The organism is Shewanella sp. ISTPL2 (assembly GCF_013283205.1).
Classification (GTDB): Bacteria; Pseudomonadota; Gammaproteobacteria; order Enterobacterales; family Shewanellaceae; genus Shewanella; species Shewanella oncorhynchi.
Map to the genome: position 1 here is coordinate 406073 of NZ_JAAPAV010000001.1, position 24923 is coordinate 430995.

The window sequence follows — 24923 nt, forward strand, 5'->3', positions numbered from 1 at the left end:
CGTTGATTTGAAAGGAAGGGGAACACTAGCGTTCCCCTTTTTATTAACGATTTTGCAGTCGGTTGTAATCCAGCCACCCACTTTCTATCGGGTGATTGTCGAAAAAGATCTGATTGAGTTCGTCACTAAAGGCCCAAAACTTCGGATCGGTACGGCGTACACCCACCATATCTAACAGTGCCTCATAGTCTTTTTCAGTTTGCATTTTCTCTACTGTCGCCACGACGTTAGGCAAGTCCTGTTCTTTCACTTGCCAAAATGCCTCAGGATAACTGCCCAATAAGCCATGCACTAAAGTGACGTCATCTTTAGCGGGTTCGCGGTTACTCGCCTCATTAAACAGGCTCGAAATATTCCGATGGGCGCTATTGCGAACTAAGGTAAATATCTCAGCTTTACCCGCTTTTTCAGGTTCGACCATGATCATGGTTAGTTCAGGTAACAGGGTCGCTTGTGTGCCTTTTAATCGATCTAATGTGTGTAAAAGCGCTTTGCTATGTGCTTGCAAGCTACTGTTTTCTATGTGATATCGATTGGGTTGAACCATAGCAACCTTCTGTCCGAGTTTTTGATACAGCTCGCCCTTTAGATCGTCGCTAAAGTAGAGTACGCCCGTGGGCTGATGAAAGGTGTTGATATCCCCTGCGATAAAGGCCGTGAGCTGAGTACCAGCCCCTTGATACCAATCACTCAACTGTTTGCGCCTTTCCTCCTGTGGCAACAGGGTCAGGAAGTTCGATTCCCCCTCCATACGTAAAAAATCCATGTATAAGCGAGTTAATAGCTGGTGGCCGTAGTTACCATAAACATCGAAACCCGCGACCAATAAATAGTGGATACGCTCCAGTAAGGCATAATCGATAATCCAAGCCGTTTTGGGGGGCTCGCCGACTAAACCTTTGACCACAGTGGCATTGTCGAAGTGGCGCAGCACTGTCAGGCTGGCATTATCATTGGTGTCGTCGCCATCCCAGAGTCCGTCGATAGTGAGGTGTTGGCCGTTTTTAAACTTCTCGTTTAAGAACTGATTACGCGCCCGCATATATTTGCCTTGCTTGGCGGCATATTTCACCCAAGTTACTGCAAGTGCAGTGCTTTCTTCCTCCGCTGGCATACGTAGGTTTTCAAGTTGGGAATGGTAAAAGGCGCTAAAGTCAGTGTCGTCCATATAATCTGGGGTAACAAAGTACACCCAGAATCTATCGTTAATGACATTGAGCGCCACCTGACCACGGCACACTGGGCCTTTGATAAAGCCCATAATGGTATCTTGGGCGCGGGTCAGCATAAATCGATAGCGCGCACTGGCAGGAATTTGAATAAAGGCTTCAAAGGGATTGGCCGCAACGCTCGGCTTGTAGCTCGGCAGTTGAGTGACTGAGTAATCCGCATCGATAAACCATTGTTGCCAGTTATTGAGCAAGCCGGTATTTAAAACGTAGGGGATGTGGGTTTTATCGACTATGGTTGCCCGATAAGGCCGAAAGCGGTAATAGACTCGCTCCACCTTAGGATCGTCGAAGGGACGACGGGAGGCGATAATATCCAGCGCTTGCCCCGGCGGCGTCCGAGAACGCACTAACTCGAAGAATAAAGGCTGGGCGTTTGGTTGATTCAAAGACTCAAAATATAAATGGAAGGCAAACAAATGCTCGTAGATGTAGCGTGCACTTAATTGGCTTTTTAAACTGTCGCCGTTTAAAAACTTCTCCCAGTGGGTTATTTCTGCAATAAATTCAGGTGTAAGCGCCTGTGCAAATGGCAGTGGTGCACCTTGCTCAAGCCAGTGCATCAACACTTGATGCTCATTCGCATTCAGTGCTGGCAAGCCATAAGGCATACCTGCAAGGGGCTGGCTTTGCTCGTATTTGTCCATTTCCTCTAGGCTGGCGCACTGCTGAACTCTGTCTAGGCTGAAATCAAAACGCTTATCTAAAATCTTGTCTTCGGGCAGGGGATGCATTTGCTTAAGCGTGAGCATTCTGGCTAATACCGAGGCTTGGGTATTGGCTTCTGGGGTTTGATCGCGCTCGTTTAGCATGGGGTAAAACCCGCGTTGACGCCAAGCTGCTGGGGTAAAGGCATCGACAAATAAGCGATTAGGTGTGGCAGCGACTAAGCGTGTGCCTTGGTAAACCTTTTCCTTGCTCGCCCCACGCTCTATACCTTCGCTCGAGGTCATTTTTAACTGACAGGGGGCATCGTAACAGGCATGACATACCACGCAGCGGCTATTGAGAATAGGCTCAACTTGTGTGTGCACAAACTCGGCTTGTTGAATAAATTGGTCGTTAAGCTGTGCATTTTCGACACGTTTTTGCGGTGAGCTAGTGCCAAACAGAGCATTGAAATCGATTTGCGCTACGCTGGCACAACCCGTCGCTAACAGCACTGTGACCAACAACAACCTCTTCCATCCCCCCTTTTATCGCGCCCATTCACCGCTCCTTCATTTGCCGCATGCTATTTAGCAGAGTTAGGCTTTTTAGCCCACTGATAAGTATCACTTTAGCAGAAGAGTGTGTTGGATTTGAAATTTGCAGCCAGATGTTGTTCAAGGAGCTGACTTAAGTTGCCCTACAGACTTTTGGTCGCTGCTCGAAACTTGGGTAAGATAGCGGCTATAAAAGCGTACCTGTGATGGCTGTATTAATTGCTCCAGTATTGTTGTGGCAATAACAAAAGGATGAAGTATGACTGCTGATAACCGCTATTTTTACGAACCGAGCAAAGGCCATGGCCTTGCACACGATCCTTTAAATGCGATTGTGGGGCCTCGACCAATTGGCTGGATTTCATCACGGAATGCCGAGGGGCAACGCAATCTCGCCCCTTACAGCTTTTTCAATTGTTTCAACTACAAACCGCCCATCATCGGCTTTGCCAGCACAGGCTGGAAAGACAGTGTTGCTAATATCGTCGAAACAGGGGAGTTTGTGTGGAACCTCACCACCCGTGGCTTAGCTGAGCAGATGAATCAAACCTCCGCCATGCTGCCACGCGGTCAAGATGAGTTTAGCTTTGCCGGACTCACGGCTAAAGCAGGCACCATTGTTAAGGCAGACTTAGTGGCTGAAAGCCCAGTAAACTTCGAATGCAAATTGTCCCAATGTATTCAACTCACCGCCGCCAATGGCGACAAGATTGATACTTGGTTGGTGTTAGGTGAAGTGGTGGCCGTGCATATTGCTAAGCATTTACTCAATGCCGAGGGGATTTATCAAACCGCACTCGCCGAGCCCGTATTACGTGCCGGCGGCCCATCGGCCTATTATGGGATCTGTGAAGATCTGCGTTTCGATCTACATAGACCACAAGTGTAAGGGGCTGCTCAGGTGCCGCAGGGCTTTGGGTTTTTAAACTTCGTTTGAGTTTGGCTTATGAGTTTAACTTTTAACTTTTTAAATCAAAATCAAAATCAAAATCTAAGTCTAAGTCTAAGTCTAAGTCTAAGTCGTGGGGCTTCACCCCACACCCGACCAAGGAGGACTGCTTGTCCTATCCTCCTTGGATTCTCCATGACGCCCCTAGCGAAGTTACATGCATTAGTTACTAGCTTCGTGCTTATTCGAAAATAGCTAACGCTTCCGATGGGGCGTCCCTTCCCCCCGAAAGCTACGCAGACGTCCTGTCTGCGTCACGCTATTTTCTTTAACGCCCTTCAGCAACTTCGCAGGGGATGGAGTATCTCTCTCATTTAGGTGTTAATGGCGTCGTCATAATAATCATTCTAAATATGATGAGTTTAGAGATTGCTTAATTGTGTAATATTTTAATAAACAAGATAAAATACGTGGACACAAACCATACAGAGCGATATATTTGATTTATTAACAGAGATATAACTAGGATGAAATAAAAGGCACTCAGGTTTTCTGCTAAGTTTAGTCATTTTCAATGATAAAGTTACATATAGATTTTTGTGCTGGAATTCGTTTTTTATTTTTTATTTCTTGTTTCTAGTGATTTCAAATCTAAATTTGAAGTGATAGTTGCAATCTATGCGTTTGATTTTTTGTGTTTTATGTATTTCGTGTAATTTTAACTGTTTAAATTTGGCCGTTCTAAATGAAATGGGTAAATAATGAATATAAGTAAGCTGAGTGAATATATGTCTTATGTTGAGGACTTACCGAGCGAATTCACTCTATCTCGTGGTCAGTCAAAGGATTATCCATTATTGCCAAGTGCATTAAGGGTGGATGATTCCGGAAATCGCAAATACTCAAAGCGAGTAATTCGCAGCTTTTTAGAGCAATTTAAAATAAATTCATATCAATATATGGATACGCCGTGGGCGCTCAAAAATGAGATTGAATGGATGCTTTATGCTCAGCACTATGGTATTCCAACAAAGCTTATGGATTTTACCACTTCTCATGTGATTTCGTTGCTTTTTGCTGTTGAAAAGTCATTCCAAGATGACAGTGAGGATGATGCAGTTGTTTACTTCTTGAATCCTTCAGCTTTAAATCATAAAACAAAAGAACAATCACAAATAATCAATATATCTGGTGATGATACTTTTAGTAGTGAGGGGCATGATGGGCCTTTTGTTGTGCAAGGTAGAAAAATCAACTCAAGAGTTAATGCACAAAAAGGGTTGTTTGTAATTTTTCAAGATGATGATCAAGCCCTTGAAAGAAATCTTGATGAAACAATATTAAGAAAGTTAGTAATAAACGGTGAAGATAAAAAGTATATATTATCATCTTTGTATTCAATGGGGATCAGTTTTACCAGTATATACCCAGAATTAAATTCAGTGGCAAAAGATATATTGACACAACAAGATATAGCTGACTTGGCTAGAGAGGATAAATAGAATGAGTAGTGACTTCAAAATAAATCCTACCACAATAGGCTTAACTTGGCAGACTGTTTTCGAACGAGTTAAGCTTGGTTATGAAATACAGGAGTTAAATGAAGATATACTTTCTAAGGCTCAGGTAGTTAAATATAATGATGCGATAATTATATCTCCTGACTATCAGAGAGAGTATCGTTCAAGTGTTTCAGATGAAAGTTCGTTAATTGAGTCTGCTCTTATAGGAATACCAATACCTCCTATCTTTCTTGCTAGTTACAAATATAAAGGGGTACAGGTTCTCAATGTTGTGGATGGTCAACATCGATTGAGGGCTTTTTATCGATTCTTTTCTAATATGTTTAAACTTACAGATTTAAACATAGAGAGTGAGAAAAATGGCCTTCAGTTCAATGATTTAGATGTTGATGATATTACAGCGCTACAAAGTCGGGATATATCAACAATTACATTTAGAGATTTTCCAGGTAAAAGTTTTGAGCTGGAAATTTTTAATCGTTATAATAAAGGCACTAAGCCATTGACTCCACAGGATATTAGGCATGCGGTATATGATTCTAAAGTTAATGAATTAGTTAACAGATTTTGTAAAGATTTAATGGATAATCCTAAAAACACCCTGTCTAAAGCATATGCTGTTTCAAAGGACCGGTATCAAAAAAAAACGTGTCAAGAGAATGTTTTTGTTATACTCAGCATTATCGAAGATGGAGTCAGTCAAGAAACTTTGAATAAAGAAGGTAAGTATAAAACAATTTATAAGTCTCCACAGTACGCAGAGTCGTATATGGAGAAAAAGTCTAAACTGGAAGCTGCTGATGACTCAATTTCTGAAGTTGCATTTAAAGTTACGCATGAATTATTTAATAAATTTAATTCATTAGTTGATGCAATGGCTCGGCATGTTGAGTACCCATTTTCAAAAGAAGTTTATGGTGTTTCTAAAAGAGGTAATAAATTTCAAGTTTCTATATCAATGATATTAGCGGGGTTGTTTAAAAAGTTTAATGAGGAAAGTGTTGATTTTAATATTTTATGCGAAGATGAAAATATTAAAAGATTTTTAGAAATGTTTTCTGAAAAGCTAAATGATTCATACTTAGAAGATCCTGAATATAACGCATCGACAACAAACCCGATTGAAATACAAAAGTTTATAGATAATTTTGAGTTTCAACTATAGACGTTAACTTTTTATATCGAAACTCTAGTGAGTTATAAATTTTATCAGTCAATTACATTTTCTCTCAGCTGAAAGTGACCGATCATTTATCGAGACACCCATTGCTATTGGTTATTAACAGCCAAAGCCGAAGTGACAGAATACACCTCCCCTCGGAGTTGCCGCAGGGCGAATAGACAAATTGCGTGAGTCTCGGCATGGATGCCGAGCTAGCTTTCGCAGGTGCAGGGACGCATCCTTCGGAAGCGATAGCAAATTTGCAGATGAGCACAAGGGGCTTTCAACTCCGTTGGGGGCGTCTTGGAGAATCCAAGGAGGATAGGACGAGTAGTCCTCCTTGGTCGGGTGTGGGGTGAAGCCCCACGGCTTTGACTTTGATTTAAAATAACAAACGAAGTTTGGATATGTAGATTTTCTTGGCCGTCAGGCCGTATTCAAAGTGAAATACGGCGTGACGTATAAAACAAAACCCCAGTAAAAACTGGGGTTTATTATTTAAGCCTTAGCTGGCAAAGGTTAGCCAGCTAAGCTAACCAATTATCGCGTTATTTGATAAACGCGAACGCATCACCGTAGAGATGTGCTTCCTCTACACCAATCTCACGGAAAATTTCCCGTGCTGCACCCACCATGTCGAAACGGCCGGCGATGTAGATGTCGTAGCCATTTAAGCTGACAAAATCTTGTTTGATTTGCGCTAACAGATTAGCGGTTTTGCCTTGCCAATTTGCGGGAGCTTCTTCGATGACTGGGACGAAGTGCAACCAAGGGTGAGCGTCGTGCCACTCTCGGGCGATGGTTTCAAAATACATGGCATCTTGGGTGCGACAACCCCAATACAGCATAGTTTCAACCTGTTGGCCGAGGGCTATTTGGTGCTCGATGATACTTTTAATGTAAGAGAAACCTGTGCCGCCGGCGATTAACAGGCGAGGGCGTTGGCTTTCGTGACGCAGGTGGGCTTCGCCGCCTGGGGCTTCGATGTCGATAGTGCTGCCGTCAATGGCGCAGGCTTTCAGGCGCTCGACCACTTGCATTGGGTAGCTTTCGCTGACGGCTGCGCCAATGTGTAATTCGATCAGCTCGGCGTTTGGCGCTGATGCGATAGAGAAGGGGCGTTTATCTTTTTCACCCATGACAACACATAAGTATTGCCCCGCTTGGAAATCGAAGGCGGTTTCAGGCCTTAACAATACTTGATATACGGCATCGTTAAATGGGTTAACTTTCTCTATCTTACAACGTATGGTTTTCATCAAACTTCCTTTGCACCTTTCTTCAACAGTATGTGTCTAGGTGTCGCTTTAGAGGCCTGTTATTGGCCTATTCTCTTGGCTAAAGCCGATACTTGAGTAATGGCTTAAGCTGAATTATAGGGTTGGGCTGTCGTCTATGCCTAACTCATCCCAGATTGAGTCGATCTTTTGTTTTACTTTTGGATCCATCACGATTGGCGTACCCCATTCGCGGTTAGTTTCACCTTCCCACTTATTGGTGGCATCGAGTCCCATTTTTGAGCCTAAGCCCGCAACGGGTGAAGCAAAATCGAGGTAGTCGATCGGGGTGTTTTCGATCATCACGGTATCGCGTTTAGGGTCCATGCGGGTGGTGATCGCCCAGATCACATCCTGCCAGTCACGGCAGTTCACATCTTCATCCACTATGACAATAAACTTAGTGTACATAAATTGGCGCAGGAAAGACCACGCGCCCATCATCACTCGTTTGGCATGTCCCGGATATTGTTTGCGAATGGAGATCACTGCCATGCGGTACGAACAACCCTCAGGCGGCAGATAAAAATCAACGATCTCAGGATATTGCTTACGCAAAATCGGCACAAACACTTCGTTTAATGCAACCCCCAGCATGGCGGGCTCATCCGGTGGACGGCCAGTGTAAGTGCTGTGGTAGATGGCATCTTTACGCTGAGTGATGTGGGTAACGGTAAATACTGGAAACTTATCGGTTTCGTTGTAGTAACCCGTGTGATCGCCGTAGGGGCCTTCTTCCGCCAGTTCCTCAGGATCGATATAACCTTCGAGGATGATTTCACTGGTGGCGGGCACTTCTAAATCGCAGCTTAATGCCTTACAGACTTCGGTACGTTCACCGCGCAGTAAACCGGCAAAAGCGTATTCGCTCATGGAATCGGGGACTGGGGTGACGGCACCTAAAATGGTCACAGGATCGGCGCCGAGTGCGACCACAACCGGATAACGCTCACCGGGGAACTGTTGTTTAAAATCAGCAAAATCTAACGCGCCGCCACGGTGCGACAACCAGCGCATGATCAGCTTGTTTTTACCCAGTAATTGTTGGCGATAAATGCCTAAATTCTGACGACTCTTGCGCGGGCCTTTGGTGATGGTTAAGCCCCAGGTCACCAGTGGCGCGACATCGCCCGGCCAGCAATGCTGAATAGGCAATTGAGTTAAATCGACCTCATCGCCGGTTTTGATCACTTGTTGGCAAGGCGGATTACGCACTGTCTTTGGCGGCATATTCAAGGCTTGCTTGAACATAGGGATCTTAGCGATCGCGTCTTTAAAACCGCGTGGTGGCTCAGGTTCCTTTAAAAAGGCTAACAGTTCGCCCACTTCGCGCAGGGCTAATGGGTCGTCTTTGCCGAGTGCCATGGCCACACGTTTTGGCGTACCGAACAGGTTTACCAACACGGGCATGTGATGATTTTTGGGATTTTCAAATAATAGCGCAGGGCCTTGAGCGCGTAATACGCGATCGGCGATCTCTGTCATTTCTAAATGAGGATCAACTGGGTAGCTAATGCGTTTGAGTTCGCCATTGGCTTCTAAGTGATCAATAAAGCTGCGTAAATCCTTAAAACTCATGTGGAAATAGCCTCTGCGGTGAAAATCCGTGTGGCGCGCACTATAGCATTTTTCTGTTTTAGGGTTAACCAATTCAGTGATCTTCAAGCTTAGGAAGCGTAAAATGGTTACCAGTAAGTCGCGATAGATCTCGCTTACGCCCTTTATTTCGAGGTTTATATGAATATTCCTGTATGGTTTGCTCAAGAAAAGTGTGTTCAAAGTCAATCACATGGCGCGCATAAGCGGTCGCTAAAGTGCTTGGTTTTATCGCTTGCCGTGGGGATCTCACTTTTGGGGGCGCTCAGTGTGCCGACTGTGGCGGTGGCCGGAAATAGAGGCTATTCGGATCAAGACGAACGCCACGGTCATCGTGATAGCCACAGTCGTGGCGACAGTCATTACAACAATCGTTATGACAATTATTACGACAACCGCCATGTGCGCAAAGATAATCGCCATTATCGTCCCTATTATCGACCTTATTACCCTTGGGGTTTAGGACTGGGCTTAGGGCTCGCTACGGGGTGGGGATCGGGTTGGAATGTCGGTTACGGTGTGAACACCCATTGGAACAATGATTGGGGTTGGAATACGTCGCGTGACGCCTACGCTCGAAATTACTGGAACTCGCCCTATTCGGGCATAGGTTTGTCGATTCCTATGCGCTACGACGATGAACCTGTGGCCATTTCTGCACCTGTACGGGTAACAACCAGTATGCAGTATTCTGCGAGTGAAGGCCGTATGGTGTCGAGTATGCCTGTAAATATGGCCGGACAATCGACTGGGCAACTGGTGTCGCAAACTAGTAACGTCACTGGCAAAACAGTTGCAACTCCGCGTCCACGCGCACCGCACAGTGTGTCTAGCTTGCCGAGCAATGCTAGGGTTGTGCAGCAGGATGGTCGTACACTTTACGAGTGGCAAGGCACGCTTTACGCCTACGACTGGAACAGTCAAACCTATCAAGAACAGTTAGTCAGATAGATTTACATTACGTAAATGACTGAGAAATTGGAGCCCCTTAGTGGGCTCCAATTTATTTATCATCTTTTATTATCTTTTTATTAGTGAGTTATACCAATCACATTAAATATCTAATCAGTTCAGAGCCTCACAGGCATCTCAATCCAAGGCGCATTGACGCAGAAATGGTATTCCCTTTTAAGTCAATGCAACACGGGAGTGTGATGCCTGTGTGGCTCCCGAAGGGCGGGTTTCAACGCGCTTTAAACTGCGTTTAAGGCTTTCGACAGAGCACCACTATGCCTTCAAGCCTTCGCCTTGTCTAAAGCGCGTTGAACTCCCGCTGAATGAACAGATATTTGATTCGATTGGTATTAGCTAGTTGTCGTTTTATAGCATAGCGGAGAAGAGGTTTGAATACTGTTAGAAATCAGGCTGCCCAAAACCAGCACAAGGGCGCCAGTACATTATGGGTGTTACTTGCCTTAGCACTCGGGACATTCGCTTTAGGCACCACAGAATTTGCTTCCATGACCTTAGTGCCTTATATCGCGAGCGATTTAGGGGTAGAGGTTGCACATGTGAGTTATGCCATTAGTGCCTATGCGCTGGGGGTTGTGGTCGGTTCGCCAATTATCATGGTACTGGCCGTTAGGGTCAGACGGCGAACACTCTTGATTGCTTTAGCCGGGTTAATGGCGGTGGCCAATGGCTTAAGTGCGTTAGCGCCATCATTGAATTGGTTAATCTTTTTTCGTTTTCTCAGCGGCTTGCCCCACGGTGCCTATTTTGGTGTGGCTATGTTGCTCGCGGCCTCTCTAGTGCCGCCAGAAATGAAGGCCCGCGCCGTATCGCGGGTGATTATTGGCCTTACGCTGGCGACGATTATCGGTGTGCCGTTTGCGACTTGGATGGGGCAAACTGTGGGCTGGCGCTCGGGCATTGGCATAGTGGCGATTTTGGCGACCATTACCGCGATAATGGTGTATTTTTTAGCACCTAATCAAGCCGTGCCCGCTGATGCGAGTCCCAAAAAAGAGCTACAAACCCTTAAAAATCGTGAAGTCTGGCTGACGCTCGGTATCGCGGCCATTGGCTTTGGCGGTATCTTCTGCGTGTATACCTATCTGGCTGAAACCTTAATCCAAGTGACACAAGTCGAGCCGTTTAAGATCCCAATCATGATGGCAGTATTTGGTATTGGCGCAACATTGGGCACCTTAGTTTGCGGCTGGGCGGCGGATAAGTCGGCCTTAGCGGCGGCGTTTTGGTCGTTAGTGTTAAGCACTGTGGTGTTGGCTATTTACCCGAGTTTGACCGGACATTACTGGGCGCTGATGCCCGTGGTATTTTTTGTCGGTTGTGGGTTAGGGCTTGCCACTATTGTGCAAGCCAGATTGATGGATGTGGCACCCGATGGGCAAGCCATGACAGGCGCTTTAGTGCAATGCGCCTTTAATCTTGCCAATGCAATTGGGCCTTGGGTGGGCAGTTTAGTGATACTGTCTGGACAAGGCATTGCCGCGACAGGTTATGCGGCATCTTTGTTGTCATTGGGTGGACTGCTGATGTGGTGGCTGACCCACAGAGAAAGCCGTCGCGTCGTTACCCTAAACACAGCGAACTGCGCCGACTAGTGAGTGCTAAGGAAGAGACGCAGTGGTCATATTCTGCGTCTCGAATCCGCACATTTAGCCCCTTTGTATGGTGATATCGGCGATATAACCATGCTCTGTGGCAACCAAGGCTTGTTTGAGCATGCTAGCCGCTTCATCGGCGGACATAAAGCTTGAGGTATCTAAAGCCTTACCGCTACTGGGCCAAAAGCCTGTGTCCATGCCGCCGGGATACACGGCAATCAACTTCATTGGGCTTTGTTTAAGCTCTAATCGCACCGACTCGATAAATCCCCGCACCGCCCATTTTGCCGCGCAGTAAGTGGATTCTCCCGCCTTGGCGGCCAGTGCTGCGGTGGACATGACCACAACCACAGTGACAGCTTGATCCTTATAGCGTTTCACTAATTCCCGCACTAACAAAATCGTCGAGGTGACATTGTTATTGAGCAGGCTTTGGATATCGCTCGCCCCTTGGGTTTCAATCGCTCCAAAGTAGCCGCTGCCCGCGCAGTGGATCACGGTTTTAGGGGCTTGCGTTAGGCCATCGAACAGGGCTTCGAGACTCGATTCACTGGCGAGATCGGCGGTGATCGCGGCGATCGTTTTGTTGGAGAAGGGCGTTAATGCATTGGCGACGGTTTGCAGACGCTCGGCATGGCGACCTGTGAGTGTCAGTGCTTCATTCTCTTTGGCGTAGAGCGATGCGAGCGCCGCGCCTAAACCACTGCTGGCGCCGGTAATTAATATCATAGTGACCTCGGTTAATGCTGTCTTGGCTTGAAAACCGCATCTTAAATTTAAGTGCGCTTCAATTCATGGGAAGGCGAGCGGTTAGATTAAGGTAAATAGCGGCTGATCGAATGCCACTTCATCGCCGTCTTTGGCCCAAATAGCGCTGACCACGCCATCGCGCTCGGCTTGGATGGGATTCATCATTCTCATCGCTTCGATAATGCAGATCACTTCACCTTGGCTCACTCGTTGACCGACTTTAACCAGCGGCACATCATCGAGTTCTGCCGCCGCGTAAAAAGTGCCGACCATAGGCGAGACTTGCACAAAACCTTCTGTACTTGGCGAAATGCTTGTTTGCTTTGCCTGTTCATTCAAAGGCGCCACAGGTGCTCTGGGGATCGCTTGCTGCGATTGCACATTGGCTGGCATAGGGCTGTAGCGGGTGATGCGAATTGATTCTTCACCTTCAGTGATCGCCAGTTCTGCTATGTCAGATTCTTGTACTAACTCAATGAGTTTTTTAATTTTACGAAGATCCATTGCCATTTATCTGCCCTTGCAAAGCACGCTATTGAATAGAATTTACTGTGGCTGGTTGAGCCGCTTAATGGCCGCCGCCAGTGCAAACTCATAACCCTGTGAACCAAAACCGCAAATCACGCCTATCGCCTTATCGGAAAAATAGGAATGGTGGCGAAAGGCTTCACGGGCGTGCACATTGGATAAATGCACTTCAAAAAAAGGAATTGCCACGCCAAGCAAGGCATCACGCAGGGCGACGCTGGTGTGAGTAAAGGCGGCGGGATTGATAATAATCATCTGGGCATCAGTCGCATGAATAGCATTGATTAGCTCAAATTCGGCGTTGGACTGAATATGTTCGAGCTCAACTCCCGCCAACTTTGCCTGCTGGTTTAACTCCGCCACTATGTCGGCTAAGGTTTGATGACCGTAAACGCTGGGCTCGCGGCGGCCTAAGAGGTTGAGATTGGGGCCATTGACGAGCAAAATTTTGTGACTCATTGCGCTTTCCTTTACGACATGCCTTGGGATTAATGCTGGGATTAAAGTTGGAAAAAATTATTTCAGTTTTCTACATAGGCCACTAACTTAACCTGTTCAAATCGATTTTGCATTATCCGTTAGTCGATTGTGTGCGAGCTGATCATGTGCGAGCCGATTATACCTTTGGCATCTTGTGCCATTGTTGGCTGGGTTCAATTGCGGTTATTTCTCTGGTACCGAGTTAGCAATTGCCTAAGTTGGCTGTCAGTTGAGTTAATTGTCACCTAAGTTAACTATCACCTAAGTTAATAGTCACTCTTCTGTTGGCGCATGGCCTTAGTGGCACCTTTTTGTTTCTTGGTCTCTAATCGCCGCGTTTGGCTGCCTTTAGTGGCGCGGGTGGGGATGCGTTTTTTCTGCACTTCACCGACACTGGCAACTAAGGCGATAAATTGCTCCAAGGCTGTTTGGCGATTGGCATCCTGGCTGCGACTCGCTTGGCATTTGATAATGATTTTGCCGCTTTTAGTGATGCGGTGATCCGCCTTGTTGAGCAAGCGTTCTTGGTAAAACTCGGGTAATGATGAGCTTTTAATATCGAAAATCAGTTGCGCAGCGGTGGACACTTTATTTAAGTGCTGGCCGCCTGCACCACTCGAACGGATAAATTGCCACTCGATTTCATTTTCCTGAAGTTCCACACGGTTTGAGATTTTTATCATGGCAAACTTAGGCATTTTCAGCATGGATTGAGAAGCCATCAATAATGACTTATGGCTTTCCAATAGATTTGTTATCATCGGGCGCATTCTTTGCCACTGCATTGGCTAAAGCCATTGCCTGCAAAAGTGTTCTCGATTCGGAGTGCCTCTATGTTATGCCAAATCCCCGATATTGCTAAGGGTGTTATCAGTCTTTTTGCCAGTGGCCGACTATCCTCCACCGATTATCGGACCCGTTTACAGCCTGCGATTAAGAGTTATCGTAAGGATTGGGGCCAAGTTTGCCTGTATATTGAGGCGGATGTGTTACTCGAAGGCTGGGAGTTTGAGTCGCTGACCGGTAGTGGTGAAGTCCAGTTACCGAATTTTGAAGCCTTAGTGTTTGTGGGCGGCCCTGATTGGGTAGGAAATGCGGTACGCTTACTCGGGCCTTTTATGCAGGGCGAAGTGGCTTGGTTTCCACTCGAACAGAAAGCCAAAGCGATTGCTTGGATCACTAAGCGTTCAAATATTTAATGGTCTAATTTAGGCCATATTTACAAGGAATTAAGTATGTCATTATTGAAATCGCGCTCTTTTTCTTCACTGACAGTTTCTAAGGTCAGTGCGATTGCGTTAGTGTTGGCATTTACCGCTGGACTGAGTGCCTGCGCGCCAGAAGTGGGCAGTGATGCTTGGTGTAAACAGATGAAAAATAAGCCGTCTGGCGATTGGACTGCTAACGAAGCCGCTGATTATGCTAAGCACTGTGTATTTAAATAAGCACTGAGTGTTTAAGTCAGCGTTAGCCTTTAGAGATCACAGCTTGAAATACTTTGCTTGCGAGCTGTGAACTTATGTTTATCATACGGGTCAGATGTTCCGTTATCCGTTATCCGTTATCCGTTATCCGTTATCCGTTATCCGTTATCCGTTATTTGCTATAGGTGATATTTGAATTCTACCGCTAAGCCATTTTTTACTCGAATGGTGACCCTACTGATAGCCATTATCGTGCTGCAATTTGCTGGCGCGAATTTGGGGGCGCATCAGTTACATGCGGGCAATGGCGCGGAAGAAGCTGATAATCATCCCCATCTGCAATTTAGTGCCCAAGTAACCACTTTGGCCCAATGTGTCGATTGCGTTTGTCCAAGCGAGCAAGCCTTAGGCTTTGCGGACTCCACGGGTGTCACCAGTCATCACGCGGGTGAGAACCAAAGCAACGGATTTCATTCCCACTTAGTGAAAACCACTGAAATACAAGATTTTGACCTATGCCTCGACTGCCAATGCCATGGCGGTCATGTGGCGTTGTTATCTCAGGCAGTGAGTCAGCCTGTACAGGCGTTAGAAAGCGTCTATCTGCCTACCGATGTATCCTATTTCCCGCCTGAAAATTTACCTAAATACCGCCCTCCTATCGCTTAATTCTCCAATATTCGGCTTATTTCTCGGCCTAGGACGATTGATTCATCTGATTGGATCTCATTCTATTTTGCCACGTGATAAGCCCGTTATGTTCATCTCCCAAAAGATACGCTTGAACTGATGCTCGCAGCGTTAACTGTTGGAGCCGTCATTGGCTTTTGAGCCGTTACTGTATTGCTTGGCGGGATGATTCGATCGGCGCTTATTTGCCATGCCCAGAACGATATGATTGCTTTGCATTGAGCTATTTAAATGAAGCTCACATCTAGCGGTCTCGCTTTGGGCGCAAAAGCCAGCCGATCCACATTCGATATTGTTAGGATTTGCGATGAAAAAAACGATTCTCGCCCGTACTTTAGTTTGTCTATTTAGATCGGGCTTGTTTAGCTGTGGGTTAGTATTGGCCGCCGGATTGGTAGCCTTTGCCCTCGCGGCAGAAAATGACTCTCTTGAAGTCAACGTCCTTGAAACCAAAGCCTCTGAAGCTAATGCCCCTGAAATCAATGCCTCTGAAGTTGAGTCATTTAAGGCGCAATCACTGGGTTTACCCGCCAAAGAAACCGACACGGCACATGTCAACTTTGGCCAATGGTTGCCTGAGTTACTAACACAGTTCAATCAGTTACCTGAAGTTCAGGCGCAGCTTGTAAGGCAGCAACAGGCCAAACTGGCCATTCAGGCGGCAGATCGCGCTGTGTATAACCCAGAACTTGGGCTTAATTATCAAAATGCTGATACAGATGCCTACAGCTTAGGGCTCAGTCAAACCCTCGATTGGGGCGACAAGCGCGGCGTGGCGACACAGCGTGCCGAGCTTGAAGCGCAAATCCTGTTAGCGGACATAGGGTTAGAGCGTAGCCAAATGTTGGCCGAACGCTTACTGGCGTTGGCAGAACAGGCGCAAAGCCGTAAGGCGCTGACCTTTGCCGAGCAGCAATTAAGGTTCACTAAGGCGCAGCTCAATATTGCTGAGCAGCGATTGGCAGCGGGGGATTTGTCTAACGTCGAGCTGCAATTGATACAACTCGAAGTCGCCTCTAATACTGCCGACTACGCCTTAGCCGAGCAGGTGGCCTTAGTGGCCGATGGCAAAGTAATTGAATTACTTGGGGATAATAATTTCGCTTTTAGTGAGTTTATCAAGGAGATCCATTTCTTTGTGACTCAGGCTAAGCAAGCGCCAGCGGCCGAGTTGGGTACCTCTAAATCAGCCTTGCCAGCCTTGGCGAGTGCTTATCAGCAAGTGCTGCTCGCCAGAGTTAATGTCATGCAAGTCAAAGCGGAAGCTTCAGCTGACCCGACTATTAGCCTAGGCGCTGAAAAGGAGGGCACGGACAATAAGCTCGGTGTCGGCGTGTCGATTCCTCTACAAGTTCGCAATAACTACAGTGAGTTACAAGCCGTAGCCGATAAGGGCATCGCTATCGCGGAGCAAGGCTATCTTGCCCGTGAGCGAGTGCTTACCGCTAAGCAGAAACAATTCCTCTATGCGTTACCGCGTTTACTCGAACGTTACCAAGACTGGCGTGAGTTAGTGCAAGTGTCAGGTGCTAAAGCCGCTAAATCCTTAAGCCAACAATGGCAGGCGGGGGATGTGAGTACTAGCGAGTACTTGCAGAGCCGTCGTCAGTTAGCCGCCAGTTATTTGGTGGGCTTAAACCTAGAAACGGCTATCTATCAGAGTTGGTTAACTTGGATGGGCGAAAGTGGCCAGCTTATGCCTTTTATCGAAAAGCTCATTATAGAAAAGCTAAATGCAGTCCCTTCGATAACATCTAATACCGCCGTACGCACAGTAAACCCATGAGGTCACAATAATGAATTCAAATACTCACCATGAAAATGTCCTTCAACTGGATGCTGTAACGACGTCTGAAAAGCGTCGGTTTAACCTATCAAAAATCGCTCTCGCATTATTCGTGCTGAGCACGCTGGCATTTCTCGCTCAGCCTGTATTGGCTGGCGGTGATCACGCCCCCGTCGCTAAGGAAAGTGGCGATTCGGTAACGCAAATGGCGTCGACGGATGAACACGGCGAACAGGCGCTGAAATTGACCGAAGCGCAGCAAGCCTTGGCGGGGATTAGCTTATTACCTTTGTCGAGCGATAGCTTGAACCTAGCCAATTTGAATCTCGATATTAGGGCGACGGCGACCTTAGTGGTGGATCGCGATCGAACCGCGACCCTTGCGCCGCAGCTCGATGTGCGTGTGTTGGCGCGCCATGTAGTGCCGGGACAAGAAGTGAAAAAAGGTGAGCCTTTACTTACCTTGGGTGGCGCAGCCGTTGCGCAGGCACAGGCGGACTACATTAATGCCGCTGCCGAATGGAGTCGAGTCAAACGCATGAGTGAAGGTGCGGTTAGCGTCAGTCGGCGGATGCAGGCGCAGGTGGATGCCGAACTTAAACGGGCGATTTTAGAGGCAATTAAGATGACGCCCGCGCAAATTCGTGCACTGGAATCGACGCCCGAAGCCATAGGCAGTTATCAACTCTTAGCGCCAATTGACGGCCGAGTGCAGCAGGATATCGCCATGCTAGGTCAAGTTTTTAGCGCGGGCACGCCCTTAATGCAACTGACCGATGAATCCTATTTATGGGTTGAGGCGCAGTTAACCCCAACTCAAACTACGCATATCCAGGTTGGCAGTTCAGCTTTAGTGCAAGTAGGGGATAAGACGTTGGTAGGTAAGATTATCGGTCGCTCCCATGAACTCGACAGCGTAACGCGCACCGAGCAAGTGCTGGTGAGTATGCACAATCCTGATCATGTGTTGCATGCGGGGCAATTTGCTGAACTCTATTTTGCTGGCTCTACTACCGATCCAAACGGCAGTGGCATAGTGCTGCCCGATACGGCGTTGACCCGTGGCGGCGATGGCGATTGGCAGATTTTTATTCAAGATGAGGATGGCTTCGAGTCCATTGAGGTAGAAGTGGTGCAGCGTCAACGTGGTCTGAGTCTAGTGCGTGGACCTGAGCTTGAAAAAGCCCAACAGGCACAGCTCAAGGTTGTGGTGGCTGGCGCGTTCTTCTTGGCATCCGAGCAGGCGAAAGCGGGCTTTGATATTCACGCCCACTAATATGAGCGCCCTTATTTTGGAGATTTTCTATGTTGCAAAAGTTAATCGAAGCCGCGATTAAAAATCGGCTGTTAGTGGTATTGGCTCTGCTCGCCGTGATTGTGGGCTGTGTGGCCATGTTACCTAAGTTGAATCTCGATGCCTTTCCTGATGTGACTAACGTGCAAGTGACCATCAATACAGCGGCCGAAGGCTTAGCTGCAGAAGAGGTGGAAAAACTTATCAGTTATCCGGTGGAATCGGCCATGTACGCCTTGCCAGCTGTGACTGAGGTGCGCTCGTTATCGCGTACCGGCTTGTCGATTGTGACTGTGGTATTTGCCGAGGGGACGGATATTTACTTCGCTCGTCAGCAAGTGTTTGAACAGTTGCAGGCGGCGCGGGAGATGATCCCAAGCGGCGTCGGAGTGCCGGAAATCGGCCCCAATACCTCGGGATTAGGGCAGATTTATCAGTATATTCTGCGTGCAGAACCTAACTCTGGCATTAATGCCGCCGAGCTGCGTAGCTTAAATGATTATCTGGTGAAGTTGATATTGATGCCCGTGGGCGGCGTGACTGAAGTCTTGTCTTTTGGTGGCGATGTGCGCCAATACCAAGTGCAGGTCGACCCGAATAAACTGCGTGCCTATGGCTTGTCTATGGCGCAGGTGACAGAAGCGCTAGAGAGCAATAACCGCAACGCTGGCGGTTGGTTTATGGACCAAGGCCAAGAGCAACTTGTGGTGCGCGGCTATGGCATGTTGCCCGCAGGAGACGCTGGATTAACGGCGATCGCGCAGATCCCTCTGACCGAAGCCAGCGGCACGCCAGTGCGTATTGGCGATATCGCTCAGGTGGATTTCGGCAGCGAGATCCGTGTCGGGGCTGTGACTATGACGCGCCGCGATGAATCAGGCCAAGTGCAAAATCTCGGTGAAGTGGTGGCTGGTGTCGTGCTCAAACGCATGGGGGCAAACACTAAGGCGACGATTGACGATATTGGTGCACGGGTGAGCCTTATTGAGCAGGCCTTGCCCGATGGCGTGTCCTTTGAGGTGTTTTACGACCAAGCGGATCTGGTCGATAAGGCTGTGACCACAGTGCGCGATGCGCTGCTAATGGCCTTTGTGTTTATCGTGGTGATCTTGGCGTTGTTCCTCGTCAATATCCGTGCGACCTTGTTGGTGTTGCTGTCGATTCCAGTGTCTATCGGGCTCGCGCTTATGGTGATGTCCTATTATGGTCTGTCGGCAAACCTGATGTCGCTCGGCGGCTTAGCAGTGGCGATTGGTATGTTAGTCGATGGCTCTGTGGTGATGGTAGAGAATATTTTCAAACACTTAACCCAACCGGATCGCCGCCATTTACCTGAGGCGAGGGCGCGTGCCGATGGTGAGGACGATCCCTATCACAGTGAGGAGGATGGCGCTAAAGCCAGTGGTGATGTCAGCGAATCGAATATGGTTATTCGGATAATGCTCGCGGCAAAAGAGGTGTGTAGTCCAATCTTCTTCGCCACCGCCATTATTATCGTCGTATTTGCGCCGCTGTTTGCACTCGAAGGCGTTGAAGGCAAGCTGTTCCAGCCGATGGCGGTCAGTATTATTTTGGCTATGATGTCGGCGCTGCTGGTGGCGCTGATCGCCGTGCCAGCCCTTGCCGTGTATCTGTTTAAGCGCGGTGTGATGCTTAAACAAAGTGTTATTTTAGCGCCACTGGATGCCGCTTATCGCAAGTTACTGACGGCAACGCTTGCTAGGCCAAAGGTGGTGATGCTCAGCGCCTTGGTGATGTTCGGCTTGAGTCTATTATTGCTACCAAGGCTGGGTACCGAATTTGTGCCTGAACTGGAGGAAGGCACGATTAACTTGAGGGTGACGCTGGCACCGACGGCGAGTTTAGGTACTTCGCTTCAAGTAGCACCTAAGCTTGAGGCTATTTTGCTAGCATTTCCCGAGGTGGAATATGCCCTGAGCCGCATTGGTGCACCTGAATTGGGCGGCGATCCCGAGCCTGTGAGTAATATTGAAGTCTATATTGGCTTGAAACCGATAGCAGAGTGGCAGTCGGCAAGCTCGCGTTTGGAACTGCAACGCTTGATGGAGGAAAAGCTCAGCGTGTTCCCTGGACTCTTGTTGACCTTTTCGCAGCCGATTGCGACTCGGGTAGATGAATTACTTTCGGGGGTAAAAGCCCAGTTAGCGATCAAAATCTTCGGCCCAGATTTAGCAGTATTGTCACAGAAAGGCCAAGCGCTTACCGATCTTGTCGCGAAAATCCCCGGTGCCGTGGATGTGTCGCTTGAGCAAGTGAGCGGTGAGGCGCAATTAGTCGTGCGCCCCAAACGCGAGCTATTGGCGCGTTACGGCATCAGTGTCGATCAAGTGATGAGCCTCGTCAGCCAAGGTATTGGCGGCGCGAGTGCAGGGCAAGTGATCGATGGCAATGCCAGATACGACATCAATGTGCGACTCGCGGCCGAGTTTCGCCAAAGCCCTGATGCGATTAAAGACTTATTACTCAGTGGTACAAATGGCGCCACAGTGCGCTTAGGGGAAGTCGCCAGCGTCGAAGTGGAAATGGCGCCGCCGAATATTCGCCGTGACGATGTGCAGCGCCGTGTTGTGGTGCAGGCCAACGTGGCGGGGCGCGATATGGGCTCGGTTGTAAAAGATATTTATGCCCTAGTGCCAAAGGCGGATTTGCCAGCGGGATATACAGTGATCATTGGCGGCCAGTATGAGAATCAGCAGCGAGCGCAGCAAAAGTTGATGCTAGTGGTGCCGATTTCTATCGCCTTGATTGCCTTGTTGTTGTACTTCTCCTTTGGTTCATTCAAGCAAGTGTTGCTCATCATGGCGAACGTGCCCTTAGCTTTGATTGGCGGCATAGTGGCCCTGTATGTCAGTGGCACTTATTTATCTGTGCCTAGCTCTATTGGCTTTATCACTCTATTTGGGGTAGCGGTGCTCAACGGTGTGGTGCTGGTGGATTCGATTAATCAGCGCAGGCAAAGCGGCGAAGCACTCTATGATTGTGTTTATGAGGGCACGGTTGGGCGTTTACGGCCGGTATTGATGACGGCACTGACCTCGGCCTTAGGTTTGATCCCGATTTTATTGTCATCGGGTGTCGGCAGTGAGATCCAAAAGCCCTTGGCAGTGGTGATTATCGGTGGCTTGTTTAGCTCGACGGCGCTGACCTTACTCGTCTTGCCGACCTTGTATCGCTGGTTATATCGCGGCGATAAGCGCATTGATGAGCTCGGTTAATCACAAGTAAGCCGTCATCGTGGGCAATAACTTGTTATGTTTCGGGTTATTGCCTTCGTTGTAGACAGGGTTATCACATTGACTAAAACTCTAAAAATCAGTGAGCTAAAGAGTGATAGATGGGCTAGTCTTAGAGTCGACATTAAGGACATTCATTTCTGGAGAACATTATGATTGCGGTAATTTTTGAAGTCATCCCGACAAAGGAAGGGAAGGAAGAGTATCTGCACGTGGCGGCTGAAATGCGCCAATATTTAGAAGGCCGCAAGGGATTGATTTCGATCGAACGTTTTCAGAGCCTAACCGACGATGGCAAAGTACTGAGCCTGTCGTTCTGGGAGGACCAAGCTTCCATCACCCAATGGCGTAATCAGATGGCCCACAGCATTGCTGAGCAAACGGGTATAGTGCCCTGTTTGTTTAACTCTTATCGCATTCGGGTGGCAGAAGTAGTGCAAGATTACAGTGAAACTGTGCATGTTGAAGCTGAGTAATCACTTATCTCGCTGATGTAAAAAACAAAACCCATCTCTAGAGATGGGTTTTTTATGCGTGACACTCAAGTTTGAGATTATTTTTCTTGTTGAGCTTTCAATAGATCGCGGATTTCAGACAGCAACTCTTCTTCTTTGGTCGGTGCTGGTGGCGCTTTAGGCGCATCTTCTTCCTTGCGTTTTAGGGTGTTAATGGCTTTTAAACCCATAAAAATGGCGAAGGCGATAATCGTAAAGTCGATAATAGTCTGAATGAATTTGCCATAGGCAATGACCACAGAAGGCGCATCGCCTTGAGCTGCCTGTAGCACTATGCTCAAATCACTAAAATTCACGCCGCCTAGGATGATGCCAATTGGTGGCATGATGACATCGGCCACGAAGGACGAGACGATTTTGCCGAATGCGGCACCTATGATAATACCAACGGCCATGTCGATCACATTGCCACGGGACGCAAAAGCCTTGAACTCTTTAATTAAGCTCATTAGGTTTCCTCCAAAATTGAGATTAAATGTTAAATTTTATTGTGCAAACTGTATCAGGAAAACCTAAGGTCTTTTGCAGCCTGTTACCTTGCCAAGCTTATAGGGGCTTATGGATTAAGGCAATTCTGACATAGAGGATTTATCCTCAAGGCAATGATTTACACTTTACAAAGTAACAATTGTTACTGTTTGGGGTATTCGATTTATTCATCTAGATCGGCATGGCCGATAAAATCAGGGACTTCTAAGACTTGCGATCCCCAACGTTTAAATAGGGAGCTATAGATGAATTCGATAAAGACGCGGTATTTTCGCGGTAGATACGCCCGCTGTGGATAGCTAAGCACTACCTTAGTTTGCACCATTGGATAGTCATCTAGTAGCGGGATTAAATCGCCCTTTTCTAATGCGACTTGGGCTATGATGGACGGCACCGCTGTGATCCCAAGCCCCGCAATGGCGGCCTCGCGAGCGAGGGTGACATTGTTTACCGTCAGTTGAGTCTTGGGCTCGGCGACAATCCAAGTTTTACCATCGAATAATTTCCACGCACCTTCGATATGCGCCGACTGCAAGCGAATCGCTTTATGTTTGGCTAAGTCCTGTGGCACCTTGGGCGTTCCATGGGCAGCTAAATAAGCTGGGCTTGCCATGAGCGATTTATGGGCGTTGACTAAGGCATAGCTTTGCAGGCGAGTGTCACCCGAATCGGCAATTTGAAATAACAGATCGATGCCTTCTTCTATTACATCGACCTTACGGTTGGTGAGTTCAGCCTCTATGGTGATTTCGGGATAAAGCGTTAAAAACTGCGCGAAAATAGGCCCTAAAAACAATTGGCCTAATTCAATTGGGCAGACAATTTTTAGATTGCCTTTAATCAATTGCTGTTGGGCGCTGAGCTGATTTTCAGCGCTCTGCAGATCGGTGAGGATCTTATTGATCCTGTTGTAATAACTCGATCCTGCTTCGGTGAGTTTTAGGGCTCTGGTGGTGCGAAACAGCAGTTGTGTGCCGGTATCGGCTTCGAGCTCGGCTATCTTGCGACTGACGGTTGCCTTAGTGAGCCCAAGGGCTTTGGCGGCACCCGTAAAGCTGCCTTGCTCGACCACTTGAGCGAAAATTTGCACGCGATTGAGATCCATCATTGTTACACCTGTGAAACAGTGGGTTAATTTTTTACTGACTAATAAACTTAGTGAGACAGTAGTACACTAGATATCACTAATCAAGGAGTCATTCATGTCCAAAAGTAAACTCATTATCGCCGTTCCACTGTTACTCGCTGCAGTTGCGGGAGGCGGTTATTACTGGTGGACACAGGTACGTTTTATCGAAACCACTGATAACGCTTATGTTGAGGCCGATATTTCCCATATCAGCGTGAAAGTGCCTGGCTACGTTGTGTTAAGCGATGTAACCGATAACCAGCATGTGCAAAAGGGTGAGTTATTAGCTCAGCTAGAAGATAACCAGTTTAGTGCCAAAGTGAGTCAAGCCGAAGCCTCACAGGCGAGTGCGAAGGCGGACTTGCAAACCTTAGCCGCAAAGGTGGAGTTGCAACGGGCGTTAATCACTCAAGCCAACGCAGGCGTGGTGGCGGCAAAGGCCGATAAAATACGGGCACAACAACAATTGAGCCGTTCGAAAAAGCTTAAAGTCAGTAATTACAGCTCCCAAGATGATGTCGACCAACTACAGGCCGGATTTGATTCTGCCGCCGCCCGTCTCGATGAAGCTCAAGCCGTGTTAGTGGCAAAGCAACGTGAGTTAGCGGTTTTTAATGCCCAATTAGATCAGGCGGGTTCAGTAGTAGAGCAGGCCGATGCGACTTTAGAACTGGCGAAAATTCAATTAAATGATACCCGCGTGACCGCACCTTTTTCTGGGGTGATTGGTAAACGTGGCGCTATGGTGGGGCAGTACGTGCAGCCCGGCCAAGCACTCTACAGTTTGGTTCCGGATGGGGCAGTGTGGATCACGGCGAACTTTAAAGAGACCCAGATCCAACATATGCAACCAGGACAGTCGGTGCAGGTCAGTCTCGATGCGTTTCCCGACAAAACCTTTATAGGTGTTATCGATAGTCTGTCACCGGCGTCCGGAGCCAAATTCAGTCTACTGCCGGCGGAAAACGCCACAGGTAACTTCACTAAAATCGTGCAGCGTATTCCCGTGCGTATTCGCTTAGATTTAACTGAGGAAGAAGCACACATGCTACCGGGCTTAAGTGCAGTCGTAAAAGTGGATACGGCATCTGAGTCATCAACATCGGCAATCGCTGCAAATACAGGTCGTTAGT

General features: G+C 47.7%; 22 protein-coding genes. 13 read left to right on the forward strand and 9 right to left on the reverse strand.

The annotated features are described in order from the left end of the window. Positions 1-43: 43 nt before the first annotated feature. Positions 44-2407 (reverse strand): fatty acid cis/trans isomerase, encoded by a 2364-nt coding sequence (locus tag HUB64_RS01815; protein ID WP_217363075.1) that lies wholly within the window; start codon positions 2405-2407, stop codon positions 44-46. A gap of 286 nt (positions 2408-2693) precedes the next feature. Between HUB64_RS01815 and HUB64_RS01820 the strand changes: the two genes are divergently transcribed. The 3 genes from HUB64_RS01820 (at position 2694) to HUB64_RS01830 (ending at position 6011) form a co-directional block, all read left to right on the forward strand. Further along, a complete protein-coding gene (locus tag HUB64_RS01820; RefSeq protein WP_012588671.1) occupies positions 2694-3323 on the forward strand; it encodes a flavin reductase family protein in 630 nt (209 codons plus the stop codon). Positions 3324-4084: 761 nt separating this feature from the next. Beyond that, a complete protein-coding gene (locus HUB64_RS01825; RefSeq protein ID WP_173496243.1) occupies positions 4085-4825 on the forward strand; it encodes an FRG domain-containing protein in 741 nt (246 codons plus the stop codon). Position 4826: 1 nt separating this feature from the next. Continuing rightward, a complete protein-coding gene (locus HUB64_RS01830; protein WP_113939207.1) occupies positions 4827-6011 on the forward strand; it encodes a DUF262 domain-containing protein in 1185 nt (394 codons plus the stop codon). Positions 6012-6556: 545 nt separating this feature from the next. Here HUB64_RS01830 and fre read toward each other — a convergent pair. Both fre and ubiD read right to left on the reverse strand, forming a co-directional pair. Beyond that, positions 6557-7267: an NAD(P)H-flavin reductase gene (gene fre / locus HUB64_RS01835; protein ID WP_173247760.1), complete on the reverse strand. Its 711-nt coding sequence runs from the start codon at positions 7265-7267 to the stop codon at positions 6557-6559. A gap of 114 nt (positions 7268-7381) precedes the next feature. Then, positions 7382-8863, reverse strand: a complete 1482-nt coding sequence (gene ubiD, locus HUB64_RS01840) for a 4-hydroxy-3-polyprenylbenzoate decarboxylase (RefSeq protein WP_105250338.1) — start codon at positions 8861-8863, stop codon at positions 7382-7384. Between the two features lie 159 nt (positions 8864-9022). Here ubiD and HUB64_RS01845 point away from each other — a divergent pair, with 159 nt between their 5' ends. Both HUB64_RS01845 and HUB64_RS01850 read left to right on the forward strand, forming a co-directional pair. Beyond that, the gene (locus HUB64_RS01845) at positions 9023-9832 is read left to right on the forward strand and encodes a hypothetical protein (protein ID WP_173496244.1); all 810 of its coding nucleotides are present in this window, start codon (positions 9023-9025) and stop codon (positions 9830-9832) included. A 392-nt stretch (positions 9833-10224) separates the two neighbouring features. Continuing rightward, complete coding sequence (locus HUB64_RS01850) at positions 10225-11448, forward strand: MFS transporter (RefSeq protein ID WP_105250336.1); 1224 nt, start codon at positions 10225-10227, stop codon at positions 11446-11448. Positions 11449-11502: 54 nt separating this feature from the next. Here the strand turns inward: HUB64_RS01850 and HUB64_RS01855 are convergent, their stop codons facing one another. The 4 genes from HUB64_RS01855 to arfB form a co-directional block, all read right to left on the reverse strand. Then, entirely contained in the window at positions 11503-12180 is a 678-nt protein-coding gene (locus tag HUB64_RS01855; RefSeq protein WP_173496245.1) for an SDR family NAD(P)-dependent oxidoreductase, read from the reverse strand. 81 nt (positions 12181-12261) lie between these two features. After that, positions 12262-12711, reverse strand: coding sequence for an acetyl-CoA carboxylase biotin carboxyl carrier protein (gene accB, locus HUB64_RS01860; protein WP_173496246.1), 450 nt, complete (start codon positions 12709-12711; stop codon positions 12262-12264). Positions 12712-12747: 36 nt separating this feature from the next. Beyond that, positions 12748-13188: a type II 3-dehydroquinate dehydratase gene (gene aroQ / locus HUB64_RS01865; RefSeq protein ID WP_028759381.1), complete on the reverse strand. Its 441-nt coding sequence runs from the start codon at positions 13186-13188 to the stop codon at positions 12748-12750. 287 nt (positions 13189-13475) lie between these two features. Continuing rightward, on the reverse strand, positions 13476-13907 hold the full coding sequence (arfB, locus tag HUB64_RS01870) for an alternative ribosome rescue aminoacyl-tRNA hydrolase ArfB (RefSeq protein WP_011787977.1): 432 nt from the start codon (positions 13905-13907) through the stop codon (positions 13476-13478). 135 nt (positions 13908-14042) lie between these two features. Between arfB and HUB64_RS01875 the strand changes: the two genes are divergently transcribed. From HUB64_RS01875 to HUB64_RS01905, 7 genes are all read left to right on the forward strand, one after another. Further along, complete coding sequence (locus HUB64_RS01875) at positions 14043-14408, forward strand: STAS/SEC14 domain-containing protein (RefSeq protein WP_105250333.1); 366 nt, start codon at positions 14043-14045, stop codon at positions 14406-14408. A 36-nt stretch (positions 14409-14444) separates the two neighbouring features. Next, positions 14445-14654 (forward strand): DUF3012 domain-containing protein, encoded by a 210-nt coding sequence (locus HUB64_RS01880; protein WP_113939200.1) that lies wholly within the window; start codon positions 14445-14447, stop codon positions 14652-14654. A gap of 204 nt (positions 14655-14858) precedes the next feature. Further along, positions 14859-15302 carry a hypothetical protein gene (locus HUB64_RS01885; protein WP_173497870.1) on the forward strand — a complete coding sequence of 148 codons (444 nt, stop codon included), beginning with the start codon at positions 14859-14861 and terminating at the stop codon, positions 15300-15302. A gap of 328 nt (positions 15303-15630) precedes the next feature. Next, on the forward strand, positions 15631-17109 hold the full coding sequence (locus tag HUB64_RS01890; protein WP_173247749.1) for a TolC family protein: 1479 nt from the start codon (positions 15631-15633) through the stop codon (positions 17107-17109). A 10-nt stretch (positions 17110-17119) separates the two neighbouring features. Next, a complete protein-coding gene (locus HUB64_RS01895; protein ID WP_173496247.1) occupies positions 17120-18385 on the forward strand; it encodes an efflux RND transporter periplasmic adaptor subunit in 1266 nt (421 codons plus the stop codon). A gap of 29 nt (positions 18386-18414) precedes the next feature. After that, positions 18415-21639 carry an efflux RND transporter permease subunit gene (locus HUB64_RS01900; RefSeq protein WP_173496248.1) on the forward strand — a complete coding sequence of 1075 codons (3225 nt, stop codon included), beginning with the start codon at positions 18415-18417 and terminating at the stop codon, positions 21637-21639. A 170-nt stretch (positions 21640-21809) separates the two neighbouring features. Beyond that, positions 21810-22133 (forward strand): antibiotic biosynthesis monooxygenase, encoded by a 324-nt coding sequence (locus HUB64_RS01905; RefSeq protein WP_025008611.1) that lies wholly within the window; start codon positions 21810-21812, stop codon positions 22131-22133. A gap of 77 nt (positions 22134-22210) precedes the next feature. Here HUB64_RS01905 and mscL read toward each other — a convergent pair whose 3' ends face one another. Continuing rightward, positions 22211-22621: a large-conductance mechanosensitive channel protein MscL gene (gene mscL / locus HUB64_RS01910; RefSeq protein ID WP_105250328.1), complete on the reverse strand. Its 411-nt coding sequence runs from the start codon at positions 22619-22621 to the stop codon at positions 22211-22213. 203 nt (positions 22622-22824) lie between these two features. Then, positions 22825-23769: a LysR family transcriptional regulator gene (locus HUB64_RS01915; protein WP_173496249.1), complete on the reverse strand. Its 945-nt coding sequence runs from the start codon at positions 23767-23769 to the stop codon at positions 22825-22827. 94 nt (positions 23770-23863) lie between these two features. Between HUB64_RS01915 and HUB64_RS01920 the strand changes: the two genes are divergently transcribed. Then, positions 23864-24922, forward strand: a complete 1059-nt coding sequence (locus HUB64_RS01920; RefSeq protein ID WP_173496250.1) for an HlyD family secretion protein — start codon at positions 23864-23866, stop codon at positions 24920-24922. Position 24923: the final 1 nt, after the last annotated feature.